The organism is Streptomyces populi (genome assembly GCF_002911015.1).
Taxonomy (GTDB): Bacteria; Actinomycetota; Actinomycetes; order Streptomycetales; family Streptomycetaceae; genus Streptomyces; species Streptomyces populi.
In genome coordinates this window covers 225,005-239,321 of the sequence record NZ_KZ626840.1, presented here as the reverse complement: position 1 = coordinate 239,321, position 14,317 = coordinate 225,005, and the positions used below count along the sequence as shown (strand labels likewise).

Sequence of the window (14,317 nt, the reverse complement as noted above, 5' to 3'; positions counted from 1 at the left end):
GCCGGGACGGGAGCACGGGCAGCACGGCCGTCGCGGTCCGGCCCGGCGTGGCCGGTCTGTCCCGGCGTGGTCCGGCCCGCCCCGGCCGCCGGTCTCGCTCCGGACGGCCGGTGGCCACCGCTCGGGCCGGCGCCCGGCCCCCGCGCCGGCCGGTCCCGTCGGAGCAGCCCGTCGGCGGCCGGTCCCGCCGGAGCAGCCCGTCGGCTTCTCTCCGGACGGCCGGCGGCTCCGGTCCGCGCGGCCATGGGTCCACCACCGATCTACGCCACAACAGGCCCTTCCGGTAAGGCAGTTGAACGGACCAGGGCAGGCAGGCGGCCGGTCACCCGTTCTGCCCGCGCCACGGTCCGCAAGCACATCGTCACCCGTCTGGCAAGAGCATGCCGTCTGATCAGGGATTTCTCTATCCAGAAGGCGGAGGAGCGCATAACATCCGGACGGGAAGTCACCCAAAAGGCCTGCGGGGGCAGCCTGCTGGGCCCGGGTCCAGCCTCCGACCGCCCGTCACATCTCCACCAGCTCGACCGTTCAGTCCCGCACGAAGGAACCATCAGTGAGCGAATCCGGATCCTCCGGAAGAGTCCAGCCGGCTCACGCCGGCGATCCCTCCCGAATAGGTCCGTACCGGATCGTCGGTCGTCTCGGTGCCGGAGGCATGGGTACCGTCCATGCCGGAGTAGCCCCCGACGGAATGCGTGTGGCGGTGAAGGTGATTCACCCCTCGCAGGCCCAGGACCCGCATTTCAGGGCACGTTTCAGGCGCGAAGTGGAAATGTCCTCCCGTGTCGCCGGTCCCTACCTGATACCCCTGCTCACCGCCGACGCGAACGCCGCGAACCCGTGGCTGGCCACCGAGTACGTCGCCGGACCGACGCTGAACCAGCAGGTGCTCGCCCAGGGACGGCTCACCGGTCCCGGTCTGTACGCCTTCGCGGCCGCCACCGCGCAGGCGTTGTCCGCCGTCCACGCCGCCGGCGTGGTGCACCGCGACGTGAAACCGCAGAACGTCATCCTCACGCCCTCCGGCCCCCGGGTCCTGGACTTCGGAATCGCGCACGCCGACGACGACACCAGGGCCACCCACCCCGGAGCCACGACCGGCACCCCGGGCTGGATCAGCCCCGAGCAGTACCGGACGGGGGCCACCGGGCCCGAGGGCGACATGTTCGCCTGGGGAGCGCTCGTGGCCTACGCGGCCACCGGAAGACCGCCCTTCGGGACCGGCGCGCCCGACGCGGTCGCGTTCCGCGTGACGTCCGGTGAACCCGACCTGGACGGCGTCCCCGTACCCCTGCGCGAGATCGTGCGGAGGGCACTGTCCAAGGAACCCGGCGACCGCCCCTCGGCCGACGACGCGGCCGAGGAATGCTTCGAACTCCTGGCCGCGCAGCTCATCCAGGCGATGCGCGCCGACACGTTGTTCACCCGGGCCGAGGACATGATCACAGCGGTCTGGGACATGCCCCCCGTGGACGATCCGGCGTGGCCGAAGCCCGCGAGACGCGGACGAAGGCCATGGGCCGGCATGCTCGTCGTCGCGGCAGCGGTCATCGGGGGCCTGGCGGGTGGAGTGGTGGCCCTGATGCCCGGCAAGGCGGAGAGCGGCCGTCACGAAACCTCCGACGCGTCCTCCGTTCCCGCCTCCTCCGCTCCGGTCTCCCCCGCCCCCCTCTCCTCCGTTCCCGCCTCCTCCCCGGCCGGACTCCCGAAGCCGTCCGGGGCGAGCGCGAAGACCGGCACGAAGGCGGGCACGTCGAAGAAGCGGGAACAGGCCGTGAGCGGCGGCCCGGCGAGCGCGGAGAGCTGGGCCGAGGCACGGCCGGCACGGGGCGAGGGCGAGCACGACGTGGCGCGTGCCGTCCTGCACGACCAAGGTCTTCTCGTCCAGGAACTCGGCGACGGCATCGACCTCACCCCGAGATCCGTGAGGTTCCACGTCTCGCGCGAGGAGGTCTACCTCTCGTACCGGCTCTCCTCCGACGAGCCGGGAACGGTGTACGCGGAGACGGAGGTCGCCGACCTGATGTGCCGGACGCTGCGGGACACCGTCCTGCGTCTGCACCCGGACCTGCCGTACCGCACCTACGTCATGGTGAAGGAAACGACGGGCCACGACCCACAGGTGACCTGGGACGACGACTTCCTCACCGGCGCGCGGTGCGCGTCGGCCGCCGACGACGCCCTGAACCCCTCCTACGCGGGGCTGGGCTGGGAACCGGACGAACAGGGCCTCGGCCAGGCCATGGTTCCCAGTACCGACAGCGCCGAGATCGACGTCGCGGACCGCGCGACCAGGAGGATCATCGAGCGGACGAACGGGATGCGCGGGACCCTCGGCACCGGACGCGTCCTCGGCAACGCGGAACTCAAGATGGGCTTCGATCCGGGACACTCGGCGATGTACGTGTGGTCGGACTACAGGACCTGGAACCAGGAGCAGGCCGCGGCCTGGGCCGACATGGCGGCGGGCGAGGCGTGCCGGGCTCTGGTGCGGCAGCGGGACGGTGCGGGCGACGCGTGGCCGTACTCCCGCTACGCCGTGGCGGAGAGGAGCGGATCCGGCTATCTGATGATCCGTTGGGGAACGGCCGGAACACTGGCCGACTGTCCGGTCTGACCCGGGCCCGGCCGGGAGACGCCCGAGCGTGACCGGAGTTGACCCTCGACATGGTCGAGGGCCCAGGGTTTCGGGTGTGGAGAGCGAGATGCGCAGCATTGGCGAGATGGGCCGGGACAGCGGGCTGAGCGTGAGCGCCCTGCGGTTCTACGACCGTAGCGGTGTGCTGGTCCCCGCCTGGGTGGATCCGGTGAGCGGCTACCGCTGGTACGACCCCGGGCAGCTGGAGGAGGCACGGCTGCTGGCCCGGTTGCGCCGGGCCGCCATGCCGTTGGCGGACATCCGCCTGGTGCTCGCCGGCTGGTCCAGCGCGGACACCGACCTGGTGCGCAGGCTGCTCCAGACGCATGTACGTCGTCTCGAGGCGGGTCTGTCCGACGCCCGCAACGAGTTCTCCACGCTCCGAGCACTCCTCGAAAGCAGGGAGAAACCCATGACGTCCCCCAGCACCGCCGTCGTCCGCCTGTCCGTCCCCGCACCGGAACTCGCCGACGCGCTGGACGCGGTCCGTTTCGCCGCGAGCAGGGACCCGGAGCTGCCGATGCTCGCCGGTGTCCTGTTCGACATCGAGGGCGGGACGCTCGACGTCGTGGCCACGGACCGGTACCGGATGGCCGTCGCGCGGGCGTGCACCGACGGGTACACCGGCACCCGCGTGCAGACCATCGTTCCGACTCCGCTCGTGGACGCGATGCGGGCCTTGCTGAACGGCGGGGAACCGGCCCGGCTCGCCGTCGACGGCGACCGCGTGACGCTGGAGAGCGGGGACGGACAGACGGCCGGCCGCTGCCTCGACCACGACTTCCCCGACTACCGCCGCCTCGTCCGCACGCCGGACGGCCGCGAGGCCCTGGTCGACACGGCGGCCTTCCGGGAAGCGGTGAGGACCGGCCCCGTCGTCACGAGCGAGGCGAGCGGACCGGGTGGGACGGCCGCCGACATCAGCCTGCTCGAGGTGACGGCCGACGGGACGGTGACCTTCGGCGAGGACCGGTGGGGCGATCAGAACCAGGTCGCCGTCAACCGTGAGTACCTGCTGCACGCGCTCGACGCCGGAGCCCGCGACCGGCTCGTTCTGGAGGTCGGCGCTCCCACCGCGCCCATCGCGATCCGGCGGCCCGACGACGAGCACGCGTTCTCCATCCTGATGCCGGTCCGTCTGGAGAACTGAGCGGGTACGGAGGACGGTCCCCGCGCCACCGCCGCCCGCCGCCCGTCAGGGGAGGTCGGGACGCACGAGCGCCCTGGCGAAGGGCTCCCCGGTGCGTCGCGCGTGCGTCATCCGTTCACGGACCTCGCGCAGGCTGCGGGGGCGGTAACCAGGTCCGCCGCAGCAGCTCTTGTGGAAGCCGACGCCCGCGTGGAGCAGGACGGAGAGGGTCCTCCAGGCCGCCGTGTCCCGGCGCCGGGGCGCGGCGAAGGCCGAACCCACGTGGGTCAGCGGCCCGGCGCAGCGCGGACAGATCCGCTCGGGACGGTCCCTGTCGTACGGCTGCTTGTAGGAAGCCCGGCAGGGCAGGCAGACGTACGAGGTCTTCGCGGGAGGCATGTCCTCAGGCTAGGAGGCGCACGCCCCGCGACGCGACGGGTTTACCCGCCGGGTCGCGACACGCTTCCTCCGCCGGACCGGAGCGGAAGGGTGTTACTCACTTTCGGGTGACCTGCTGGTGACGTGTGCTGACGCGTGAGATGCCCTGATTCGACCAGGATGCTGCGGCAGTAAGGGAGTTGGAGATGACAGACCATCACTTTTCTGCTTTCCGTAGTTAAAGGCCATATACAGACGCCTGTAACTGATATGTCCGTAATCTGTAACAGCGGTCGGGTGTCGCCCGTCCTGGGCGGGGGCGTGGAGCAAGTTATGAGTCCTCGGCCACCGGGCCGGGACTCGCACAGGGTCGCACCGTGCGGGTTCCCCGTGAGGGGGCCCGCACGGGGTGTGCCGGCTCTCGAACCTTGAGGAGCTTTCATGTCCGTTTCCACGTCTGTCACTGCCCGCCATGTGGCGGCCGCGGCCATCGCGGCCGGTGCGCTGGTCGGCTCGGCCTCCGTCTCGGCCTCGGCCGCGGAGCCGCGCTTCGAGCGCTCGCACGTCGCGATCAGCCGGGTGCAGGCCAACGCTCCGGGCTTTGACGACCGCTCCGCCCGTTCCCTGAACGCGGAGTGGGTGGAAATCACCAACTCGGGCCGTCGCGGCATCAACCTGGACGGCTGGACGCTGTCGGACCGGGACGGCAACCGCTACACCTTCGACGACTACCGTCTGGCCGGGCGTTCCACCGTCCGGATCCACACCGGCTACGGACGCGACACCAGCCGTGACCTCTACCAGGACCGCCGCAACGAGGTGTGGGACAACCGCTCCGACGCCGCCACGCTGCGCACCGAGCGCGGCCGCTTCGTCGACAGCGTCTCCTGGGGCCGGCACCACGACCGTGACGACCACCGTGGCCACGGCGACCACTGGGGCCACGGGGACCACCGCGGTCACGGCCGTGACGACCACCGCGGTCACGGCGACCACCGGGGCCACGGCGACCACGGCGACCACCGGGGCCACGGGGACGACCGCGGCCATGGCCGTGACGACCACCGCGGTCACGGCGACCACCGCGGCCACGGCGACGACCGCGGCCACGGCGACCACCGCGGCCACGGCGACAACCGCGGGCGCGGCCAGGGTCACCAGGGCCAGGGCCAGGGCCAGGGTCAGGGTCAGGGTCAGGGTCAGGGTCAGGGTCAGGGCCAGGGCCAGGGCCAGGGCCAGGGCCAGGGTCAGGGTCAGGGTCAGGGTCAGGGTCAGGGCCAGGGCCAGGGCCAGGGCCAGGGCCAAGGTCAGGGCCAGGGTCAGGGACACCGGGGTCAGGGCCAGGGGCACTGAACGGCGCCCGAAAGTACTCCCGTTCAGGGTGCTTCCGGTGGCATCCGGTCGGGACGTGGAGATGACCGGCCGTAGTGCCGGACCCGATCGGACCCGGTGAAGGCACGAACCCGCAGGACGGCATCACCACGGAAGACCCGCACCGACCGGTGCGGGTCTTCCGTTTCCGGGCACGGACGGGCTCCCGGCCCTCACAGCACCCGGCGCCTGCGCCCCAGCCAGGTCTGCGCGATGACGACGACGGCCAGGAAGGCGCCGCTGACGACCTGTTGGTAGGCCGAGTCCAGGGAACCGATCTGGTTGATGACGTTCTGGATGACCTTCAGGAGCAGCACCCCGACGAGCGAGCCGCTGATGAAGCCGAACCCGCCGGTGAGGAGGGTGCCGCCGATGACGACCGCGGAGATCGCCTCCAGTTCCATGCCCGAGCCGAGGATCGTCACGCCCGACGCGAGCCACGCCGCGTTGAGCGCTCCGGCGAGTCCCGCGCACAGCCCGGAGAGAAGGTAGACGGAGATCTTCGTACGGGCCACGGGGGCGCCCATCAGAGCCGCCGCGTCCTCGTTCCCGCCGACCGCGTACACGTACTGCCCGAACCGGGTGCGTCTGAGGACCACCGCGCCGAGCACGAACAGCGCGACGGTGATCCACACGGGCACGCCGACGCCGAGCAGCGAGCCCTGCCCGATCCTCGCGAAGAACGACCCCTTCTCCACGAGGTACGTCTTCGAACCCTCGTCGGTGACGGAGAGCAGGATGCCCCGGGCGCCGAGCATCGAGGCCAGTGTGACGATGAACGGCGCGAGACGCGAACGGGCGATCAGCAGACCGTTGACGAGGCCGATCAGCCCGCAGACGGCCAGCGGCAGCAGCAGCGCGGCGACCGCCCCGTACTGGGACGCCCAGGCCGCGAGCACACCGCCGAGCGCGAAGAGCGAACCCACCGACAGGTCGATGCCGCCGGTGATGATGACGAAGGTCATGCCGAGCGCGACCACGGCGAGGAACGCCGAGGAGAGCGCCATGTTCTCCAGGTTGTCGCCGGTCAGGAAGGTGTCGAAGCTCAGGGACGCCGCGATCATCGCGACGGCCAGCGTGACGAGCGCGCCGTGCTGCTGGGCCAGGGCGCTGAGCCGTTCGGAGCGGCCGGCGCCGGCCGTCTCCTCCTCGGCCGTGTCCTTCGCGTGCACCGGGATGTCCACGTCGGTCGTCATCGCTTTCCTCGTTCCCGTGCCGCGTAGACGGCGAGGACGATCACCACGGCCTGGGCGATCTGGGTCCATGACGGCGGCAGATCGTGCTTGATGAGCGTGGTGGTGAGCAACTGGATGAGGACGGCGCCGGCGACCGTGCCGCCGATCCGGATACGGCCGCCGCTCAGCGGTGTGCCGCCGACCACGACCGCGGTGATGGCGGACAGTTCCATCAGGTTGCCGAGCGAGGACGGGTCGCTCGCGGTGAGCCGGGCGGTGGCGAGGACACCCGCGACGGCCGCGAGGACACCCGAGCAGACGTACACGAGGATGAGGACACGGCGTACCGGCAGTCCCGCGAGCCGGGCCGCGGGGCGGCTGTCCCCGATGGCGAGGAGACTGCGGCCGAAGGTCGTGCGCCGCACGACGAAACCGACGAGCAGGGCGAGCGCCGCCGCGATCAGCACGACGTACGGGACGCCCAGGGCATCGCCGGAGCCGAGTTCCGCCATGGCCGGGTCGTGGACGTCCTTGAGCTGGGGGAGGAGCACCAGGGCCAGCCCGCGCCCGGCGACCATCAGGGCGAGCGTCGCCACGATCGGCTGGACGCCGACGAACGCGATGAGCGAGCCGTTCGCGACACCGACCACGGCACCGCCCACGAGCGCGACGACCACGGCGATCCCGGGTCCGTAGCCGAGGTAGAGGGACAGGAGCGAGGTGGACAGGGCCATCACCGAGCCCACCGCCAGGTCGACGCCCTCGCTGCCGATCGCCAGCGCCATGCCGAGCGCCACGATCAGGACCGGGGCGACCTGGACCGCCTGGGTGCGGAAGTTCTCCGTGGACAGGAAGTGCGGGGTGAAGACGGTGTTCACCAGGAAGAGGACCACGACGCCCAGGTAGACGCCGTACTCCTGGAGCAGGGCCAGCAGGCGCTCGCGGTCGGCGGTCACCCGGCCGAGTGTCAGGTCAGTCATCGTGGCCTCCCGGGCCGGTGCCCTCGCCGGTGGCCGTGGCCGTGACGGCGGGTGCGGTGGCGATGGCGCGCATGAGCCGGTCCTCGGTGACGGCGTCGCCGGTCAGCTCCTCCACGACCGCGCCGTCCTTGAGGACGATCACCCGGTCGCTGCCCTCGATCAGTTCCTCGGGGTCGGAGGAGATGAGCAGGACGCCCAGTCCGTCGTCGGCCAGTTCGTCGATCAGCTTCTGCACCTCCGCCTTGGCGCCGACGTCGATGCCCCGGGTCGGCTCGTCCAGGAGCAGGACCTTGGGCTGCATGGCCAGCCAGCGGGCCAGCAGCACCTTCTGCTGGTTGCCGCCGGACAGTTCGCCCACCTTCTGCTGGGGGCTCGCCGCCTTGATCCGCAGCCGTTCCATGAACGTCTCCACGATCCGGTCGATCCGTGCCTCGTCGACCAGGCCGAAGCGGGAGAGGCCCGGCAGCGCGGCGAGCGCGATGTTCTCGCGCACCGAGAGCCCGGGCACGATCCCCTCGGCCTTGCGGTCCTCGGGCAGCAGACTGATGCCGGCCCGGATCGCCGCCGGCGTCGAGCCGGTGCGTACGCGCACGCCCGCCACCACGACCCGGCCGGAGTCGGTGGGCAGCGCGCCCGCGATGGCCTTGGCGGTCTCGGAGCGTCCCGAACCGAGCAGCCCGCCGAGCCCCACCACCTCCCCGGGCCGCACGGAGACGGACACGTCGTGCAGTTGGTGACGTACGGTCAGTTCCTGTGCTTCCAGCACGGGTTCGGCCTCGGTGTCGTGCCCGCCCGCGAACTTGGTCAGACCCTCCTGTCGTACGTCCGCGATCTCGCGTCCCAGCATCAGCGCCACGAGCCTGAGCCGTTCGAGTTCGGCGATCCGGCCCGTGTGGACGACCTTGCCGTCGCGCAGCACGGTGACCGCGTCGCAGATCTCGTACAGCTCGTCCAGCCGGTGGCTGACGTAGATCACCGCGATGCCCCGCTCGCGCAGCATCCGGATCACCCCGAACAGGGTCCGCACCTCGCGCGGTTCGAGCGAGGAGGTCGGTTCGTCCATGACGACGACCCGTGCGTCGACCGAGACGGCTCGGGCGAGGGCCACCATCTGCTGTGCGCCGACCCCCAGTTCGCGCAGCGGCCGACGCACGTCGACGCGCAGGCCGAGGTCGCGCAGTGCCGCCTCGGCCTGCCGGTGCATGCTCCGGAAGTCGATCAGGCCGAGGCGGCCGCGGGGTTCGCGGCCGAGGAAGAGGTTGCGGGCCACGCTCATCAGCGGGACCAGGTTGACCTCTTGGTAGATGGTGGAGATTCCCGCGTGCTGCGCCTGGAGCGGGGTGGCGAAGCGGACCGGGGCACCGTCGTACGTCACCTCGCCCTCGTCGGGCTGGTAGACACCGGTGAGGACCTTGATGAGGGTCGACTTGCCCGCGCCGTTCTCGCCGATGAGGGCGTGCACCTCCCCGGCGCGGGCCGTGAAGTCCACGGAGGACAGGGCCTTCACGCCGGGGAAGGACTTCGACAGGCCGTTCACCGACAACATGTCAGTAGGCCTTGCCAAGGTCGGACTTGGCGTTGTCCTTGGTGTACGCGCTGTCCTGGATGACGATGTCCTGGGAGACCTTCTCGCCCTTGGTGAAGGTGTCCAGGGTCTGGAAGGCGAGCGGCCCGAAGCGCGGGTTGGACTCGACGACACCGTCGATCCAGCCGTCGACGATGCCCTGGACGGCGTTGCGGGTGCCGTCGATCGTCACGATCTTCACCGCGCCCGGCTTCTTGCCGGCCCCCTTGAGGGCGTTGACCGCGCCGAGTCCCATCTCGTCGTTCTCGGCGTAGATCCCGGTGATGCCGGGCTTGGACTGGATGAGGTTCTCGGTGACCGACTGGCCCTTCTCCCGGGCGAATTCACCGGTCTGCTTGAAGACGATCTTGAGGCCCGGCGCCTTCTCCTTGATGCGGTCCTCGAAGCCCTTGGTGCGCTCGGTCGTCACGTTGTTGCCCGCGGCGCCGAGCAGGATCGCGATCTCGCCCTTGCCGCCGGTCGATTCGATCATCTGGTCCGCGGCGCGCTTGCCCTGCTCCACGAAGTCGGAGCCGATGAAGCTCACGTAGTCCTTGCAGGCGGTGGCGTTGATCTTGCGGTCGATGGTGATGATCGGGATGTGCTTGGCGGACGCCGAGCGCAGGACCGGTTCCCAGCCGTCGGAGTTGAGCGGCGCGATCACGAGCAGGTCGGCGCCCTTGGCGATGAGGTCCTGGACGTCGCTGATCTGCTTGGAGAACTGCGACTGGGCGTTGGCCGTCAGCAGTTTCACGCCCTGCTTGTCCGCCTCGGCCTTGATCGACGCGGTCTCCGCGATCCGGAAGGGGTTGGCCTCCTTCTCGGACTGGGAGAAGCCGACGGTGGCCGACTTCAGGTCGATCTTCTCGGCGCCGTAGGCGTCGATCGAGCAGGTCGGCCCCGAGCCCGTGGACGGCGAGGCGACGACCTGTCCCTGCTCGCTCTGGCTCGCGGAGCCCTTGTCCTTGTCTGCGGTGTCGTCCTCGGACTTCGCGCATCCTGAGACGAGCGCGAGGCTCGTGATGAGGCCGGTGGCGAGGAGGGTTCTGGCGGAGGTGCGATGACGTGGTGCGAGCGGCTTCATGGAGTCCCCAAACGGCGCGGCCCCGGCGCTGAGAGCGCTCCCGGGGACGATCGGCTCTTGCGGTCAACTCGGTGTACTCGTCGTTCCGGGGAGGTTTTTACATCGTTGGAAGAAGCCTGTAAACCCCTCCGTCCGAAATCCCGTCAGCGCCGCCCCAACGTGCTCTCGCGCTCCACCAGCGTGAAATCCGCGGTCAGTTCACGTCCCCCGGGCTCGGTCCGGCCCGACAGACTGCGCAGCAGGGAGGCCACCGCCATCCGCGCGATGGCCTGCTTGTCCGGCGAGATCGTCGTCAGGGTGACCGCCCCGAAACGCCCCTCCTCGATGTCGTCGAAACCCACCACCGCCACGTCCCAGGGCACCCGCAGCCCCCGTTCGTGCAGCACCCGCATCGCGCCGATCGCGACCAGGTCGTTGTACGCGAAGACGGCGTCCGGACGGACCCCGGAGTCCAGCAGCCGGGCCATGGCCCGCGCTCCCTCGTCGCGGTCCCAGCCGCCGACCGGCACCACGAGCTCGTCGGGCGCGGGCACCCCGGCCTCCGTCAATTCCTCGCGCCAGCCCGCCAGTCGCAGATGCGCCGGCCGGTTGGCCGAATCCGTACGGGCTCCCAGGTAGGCGATCCGCGAGCGCCCCCGGCTGAGCAGATGGCGTACGGCGCTGCGCGCGGCCGACACGTTGTCGATCGCGATGTGGTCGTAGGGCAGTTCGTACTGCCGTTCGCCGAGCAGCACGAGCGGTACGTCGTCGGTGCGCGAGCGCAGGTCCTCGTCCTCCAGCTCCAGCGGGCTGAGGATCAGACCGTCGATGACGTTGGCCCGGAAGCCCTGGCTGACCAGCACCTCCTGCTCGCGGTCGCCGCGGGTGTGGTCGAGCAGCACGGTGAACTCGTGCTCGGCCGCCGCGTCGATGACGGCCCCCGCCAGCTCCGCGAAGTACGGGTTGCCGAGCTCGGGGACGGCGAGGGCGATGATGCCCGTGCGCCCTTTGCGCAGGTGGCGTGCCGTGAGGTTCGGCCGGTAGCCCAGCTCGTCGATCGCCTCCTGGACCCGTGCCCGCATGGCCGGGGTGACGTGCGGATAGTTGTTCACGACGTTCGAAACCGTCTTGATCGAGACGCCGGCGTGCTCCGCGACGTCCTTCAGGCTGACCCGCAAGGGATCTCCTCTTCATCGATGTGCGCCTCTGCCACCTGGGCTTTTGTCATGACCCTGGACAGGGGCCGGGACCCGTGCTGTGATGCCCACTCCCGCTACTTCCAACGTTGTACAGACTGAAGCAACGAGCCGCCACCCTTCCTCAGCCAAGGAGGATCCGTGCGCAAAAGCAGACTCCGAACCCACATGGCACTCCTGTTCGTCGCGGTACTCGGTCTCGCGGGACTCACCGCGACCCCCGCCGCCACGGCCGCCGACGACCCCGTCGAAGTCCACGGCCTGAAGGGCGAGTACTACACCCAGTCCGCCCCCGGCGCCTTCGACTTCCACGAGCTCAAGGCCACCGGATTGGACACCAACCTCGATTTCGACAACCTGGAGCCCCGGCTCTCCTTCGCCACCGGACGGTCGGACGACGTCAACGTCCGCTGGACCGGCCGGATCGTCCCCGAGAAGACCGGCCCGCACACGTTCTCGATCATCGGGGACAACGGCTTCAGGCTGTGGATCGACGGACGCCTCGCCATCGACCACTGGGTCGACGACTGGGACCGCGAACAGACCGCCCAGCCCATCGACCTGACCGCCGGACAGGCCTACGACATCAAGGTCGAGTACTTCGAGCACTTCGGCGGCTCCAACCTCCATCTGCGCTGGACCCCGCCCGGCGGCACCAGGACGGCCGTCCCGCAGTCGGCGCTCCGGCTGCCCGAGGGCTACGCCTACGACGGTGCGATCGCCACCACGGTCCAGGGCGACGGCCGCAGCCTGCGCCTCGACTTCGCCCAGCCGCTCACCGCGCCTCCCGCCGGTCTCACCGACCACGTCGAAGCCGTCATCGGCGGCGCCAAGTGGCCGCTGTCCACGGCGAAGCTGGACCCCGCCGACCCCAAGTCCCTCATCGTGGGCCTGAAGGAACCCGTCGTCGGCAACAAGGCCGGCACCGCCCGAGGCACCGCAGACCTGCGCTACGACGGCAAGGGCGGCCTCTCCGGCACGAACGGCAACGTTGTCAGCGCCTTCTGGAGCAGCGGCCCCAACCGCTCCACCCACGAGCTGCGGACGAAGTGGGCCGACGAGGTGGAGGCCGGCAAGGCCCGCACCGAGTACCCCCGGCCCCAGCTCACCCGGTCCACGTGGCAGAGCCTGAACGGCTCCTGGCAGTTCGCCGCGGCCAAGGCGGGCGAACAGCCCCCGGTCGGCAAGAGGCTCGCCGAGAAGATCCGTGTGCCCTACCCGGTGGAGTCCCAGCTCTCCGGCATCGAGCGGCACGAGGACCGCATGTGGTACCGGCGCACCTTCACCGTTCCCGCCGACTGGAAGGTCGGCTCGGGCAAACGCCTCCAGCTCAACTTCGGCGCCGTCGACTGGCGGGCCGAGGTCTACGTCAACGGTACCCAGGTCGCCGAACACCAGGGCGGCTACGACAAGTTCAGCGCCGACATCACCGCCGCGCTGAAGCCCGGACACCGCACCCAGGAACTGATCGTCGGCGTCTACGACCCGACCGACGCGCAGAACGGCGAGAACCCGCCCGTCGGCAAGCAGCGCCTCGACCCCAGCGGCATCTGGTACACCCCGTCCTCCGGGATCTGGCAGACGGTGTGGATGGAGCCGGTCGCCGCCGCCCACGTCGACTCGCTCAAGCTGACGCCCGACGTCGAGAACGGCCGGCTCACCGTCGAGCCGAAGGGCATCCGGAACGGAGTGCCGGTCACCGCCACCGCGTACGCCGGACACCGTAAGGTCGCCACCGTCAAGGGCCGCACCGGACACCCGCTCGTCCTGAAGATCACTGACCCGCACCTGTGGTCACCCGACGACCCCTTCCTCTACGACCTGAAGGTCAGCGTCGGCGCCGACCGCGTCGGCAGCTACTTCGGTATGCGCTCCATCGCCGTGCAACAGGTGAACGGCACCCCGCGCACCGTCCTCAACGGCGAGCCCGTCTTCATGATGGCCACCCTCGACCAGGGCTTCTGGCCCGACGGCCTCCACACCGCGCCCACGGACGAAGCCCTCGCGTACGACCTGAGGATGCACAAGCAGATGGGCTTCAACGCGGTCCGCAAACACATCAAGGTGGAGCCCGACCGCTGGTTCTACTGGGCCGACCGCCTCGGCCTGATGGTCTGGCAGGACATGCCCGCCATGACCGCCGGGGTCAACCCCAGCGCCGCGTCCCGCGCCGAGTACGAGCGCGAGATGAAGCAGATGATCGACGAGCACATCAGCAGCCCGTCGGTCGTCATGTGGGTGACCTTCAACGAGGGCTGGGGCCAGTACGACGAGGCACGGATCGCCGACCAGGCCAAGTCCTGGGACCCGACGCGTCTGATCAACTCCATGTCGGGCATCAACCTCGGCGTGGACGGCGGCACCGGCGACATCATCGACGAGCACGGCTACCCGAGCCCCGCGCTGCCGCCGAACCCGGACGGGAAACGGGCCCTGGTCAGCGGCGAGTACGGCGGCCTCGGACTCGCGGTGCCCGGACACGCCTGGTCCGTCCAGCAGTCCTACGTGGACGTCGACCCCTCGGCGTACACCGACGACTACCTCGCCCGGCTCGCCGAGGTGCACAAACTCGCCTGCAAGGGCGGCAACGGCGCCGTCTACACCCAGATCTCGGACGTGGAGGGAGAACTGAACGGTCTGATCACCTACGACCGCTCGGTGGTCAAGCCCGACGTGGCCCGGCTGAAGGCCGCCCACGAGGCGCTGATCCACGACGCGTCGCAGGCGGCACCGGCCGGCTGCTCCTGACGGCGGGGCACCCGGCACACGCCTCCCCGCACCACCGGGTGCGCCTCGTCCCGGTCCCCTGACGGGCCGTCGGCG

General features: G+C 70.4%; 10 protein-coding genes. 4 read left to right on the top strand and 6 right to left on the bottom strand.

What is annotated here, in order from left to right; translation table 11 throughout:
- Window positions 1–553: 553 nt before the first annotated feature.
- Both CW362_RS01135 and CW362_RS01130 read left to right on the top strand, forming a co-directional pair.
- On the top strand, window positions 554–2,617 hold the full coding sequence (locus CW362_RS01135) for a serine/threonine-protein kinase (protein ID WP_103547328.1): 2,064 nt from the start codon (window positions 554–556) through the stop codon (window positions 2,615–2,617).
- 88 nt (window positions 2,618–2,705) lie between these two features.
- A complete protein-coding gene (locus tag CW362_RS01130) occupies window positions 2,706–3,788 on the top strand; it encodes a DNA polymerase III subunit beta family protein (protein WP_103547327.1) in 1,083 nt (360 codons plus the stop codon).
- Between the two features lie 45 nt (window positions 3,789–3,833).
- On the opposite strand, the gene CW362_RS01125 is transcribed toward CW362_RS01130, so the two are convergent.
- Window positions 3,834–4,166, bottom strand: a complete 333-nt coding sequence (locus CW362_RS01125; protein ID WP_103547326.1) for a deoxyxylulose-5-phosphate synthase — start codon at window positions 4,164–4,166, stop codon at window positions 3,834–3,836.
- A gap of 420 nt (window positions 4,167–4,586) precedes the next feature.
- On the opposite strand from CW362_RS01125, the gene CW362_RS45435 reads away from it, so the two are divergent.
- Complete coding sequence (locus CW362_RS45435) at window positions 4,587–5,498, top strand: lamin tail domain-containing protein (RefSeq protein WP_206300819.1); 912 nt, start codon at window positions 4,587–4,589, stop codon at window positions 5,496–5,498.
- A gap of 191 nt (window positions 5,499–5,689) precedes the next feature.
- On the opposite strand, the gene CW362_RS01110 is transcribed toward CW362_RS45435, so the two are convergent.
- The 5 genes from CW362_RS01110 to CW362_RS01090 form a co-directional block, all read right to left on the bottom strand.
- Window positions 5,690–6,712, bottom strand: coding sequence for an ABC transporter permease (locus CW362_RS01110; RefSeq protein ID WP_206300818.1), 1,023 nt, complete (start codon window positions 6,710–6,712; stop codon window positions 5,690–5,692).
- Window positions 6,709–7,671 carry an ABC transporter permease gene (locus CW362_RS01105; RefSeq protein WP_103547325.1) on the bottom strand — a complete coding sequence of 321 codons (963 nt, stop codon included), beginning with the start codon at window positions 7,669–7,671 and terminating at the stop codon, window positions 6,709–6,711. The genes CW362_RS01110 and CW362_RS01105 overlap by 4 nt, the downstream gene beginning before the upstream one ends.
- Window positions 7,664–9,217 (bottom strand): sugar ABC transporter ATP-binding protein, encoded by a 1,554-nt coding sequence (locus tag CW362_RS01100; protein ID WP_103547324.1) that lies wholly within the window; start codon window positions 9,215–9,217, stop codon window positions 7,664–7,666. The genes CW362_RS01105 and CW362_RS01100 overlap by 8 nt, the downstream gene beginning before the upstream one ends.
- A 1-nt stretch (window position 9,218) precedes the next feature.
- Entirely contained in the window at window positions 9,219–10,319 is a 1,101-nt protein-coding gene (locus CW362_RS01095; protein WP_103547323.1) for an ABC transporter substrate-binding protein, read from the bottom strand.
- Between the two features lie 143 nt (window positions 10,320–10,462).
- Window positions 10,463–11,476, bottom strand: a complete 1,014-nt coding sequence (locus CW362_RS01090; protein WP_103547322.1) for a LacI family DNA-binding transcriptional regulator — start codon at window positions 11,474–11,476, stop codon at window positions 10,463–10,465.
- 159 nt (window positions 11,477–11,635) lie between these two features.
- Between CW362_RS01090 and CW362_RS01085 the strand changes: the two genes are divergently transcribed.
- Window positions 11,636–14,242 (top strand): PA14 domain-containing protein, encoded by a 2,607-nt coding sequence (locus CW362_RS01085; protein ID WP_103547321.1) that lies wholly within the window; start codon window positions 11,636–11,638, stop codon window positions 14,240–14,242.
- Window positions 14,243–14,317 lie beyond the last annotated feature (75 nt).

What these genes read in the sequence shown, in the direction of transcription:
- CW362_RS01130 (WP_103547327.1), top strand. Translation starts at nt 2,706, where the DNA reads ATGCGCAGCATTGGCGAGATGGGCCGGGACAGCGGGCTGAGCGTGAGC.
- CW362_RS01125 (WP_103547326.1), bottom strand. Translation starts at nt 4,166, where the DNA reads ATGCCTCCCGCGAAGACCTCGTACGTCTGCCTGCCCTGCCGGGCTTCC.
- CW362_RS45435 (WP_206300819.1), top strand. Translation starts at nt 4,587, where the DNA reads ATGTCCGTTTCCACGTCTGTCACTGCCCGCCATGTGGCGGCCGCGGCC.
- CW362_RS01110 (WP_206300818.1), bottom strand. Translation starts at nt 6,712, where the DNA reads ATGACGACCGACGTGGACATCCCGGTGCACGCGAAGGACACGGCCGAG.
- CW362_RS01105 (WP_103547325.1), bottom strand. Translation starts at nt 7,671, where the DNA reads ATGACTGACCTGACACTCGGCCGGGTGACCGCCGACCGCGAGCGCCTG.
- CW362_RS01100 (WP_103547324.1), bottom strand. Translation starts at nt 9,217, where the DNA reads ATGTTGTCGGTGAACGGCCTGTCGAAGTCCTTCCCCGGCGTGAAGGCC.
- CW362_RS01095 (WP_103547323.1), bottom strand. Translation starts at nt 10,319, where the DNA reads ATGAAGCCGCTCGCACCACGTCATCGCACCTCCGCCAGAACCCTCCTC.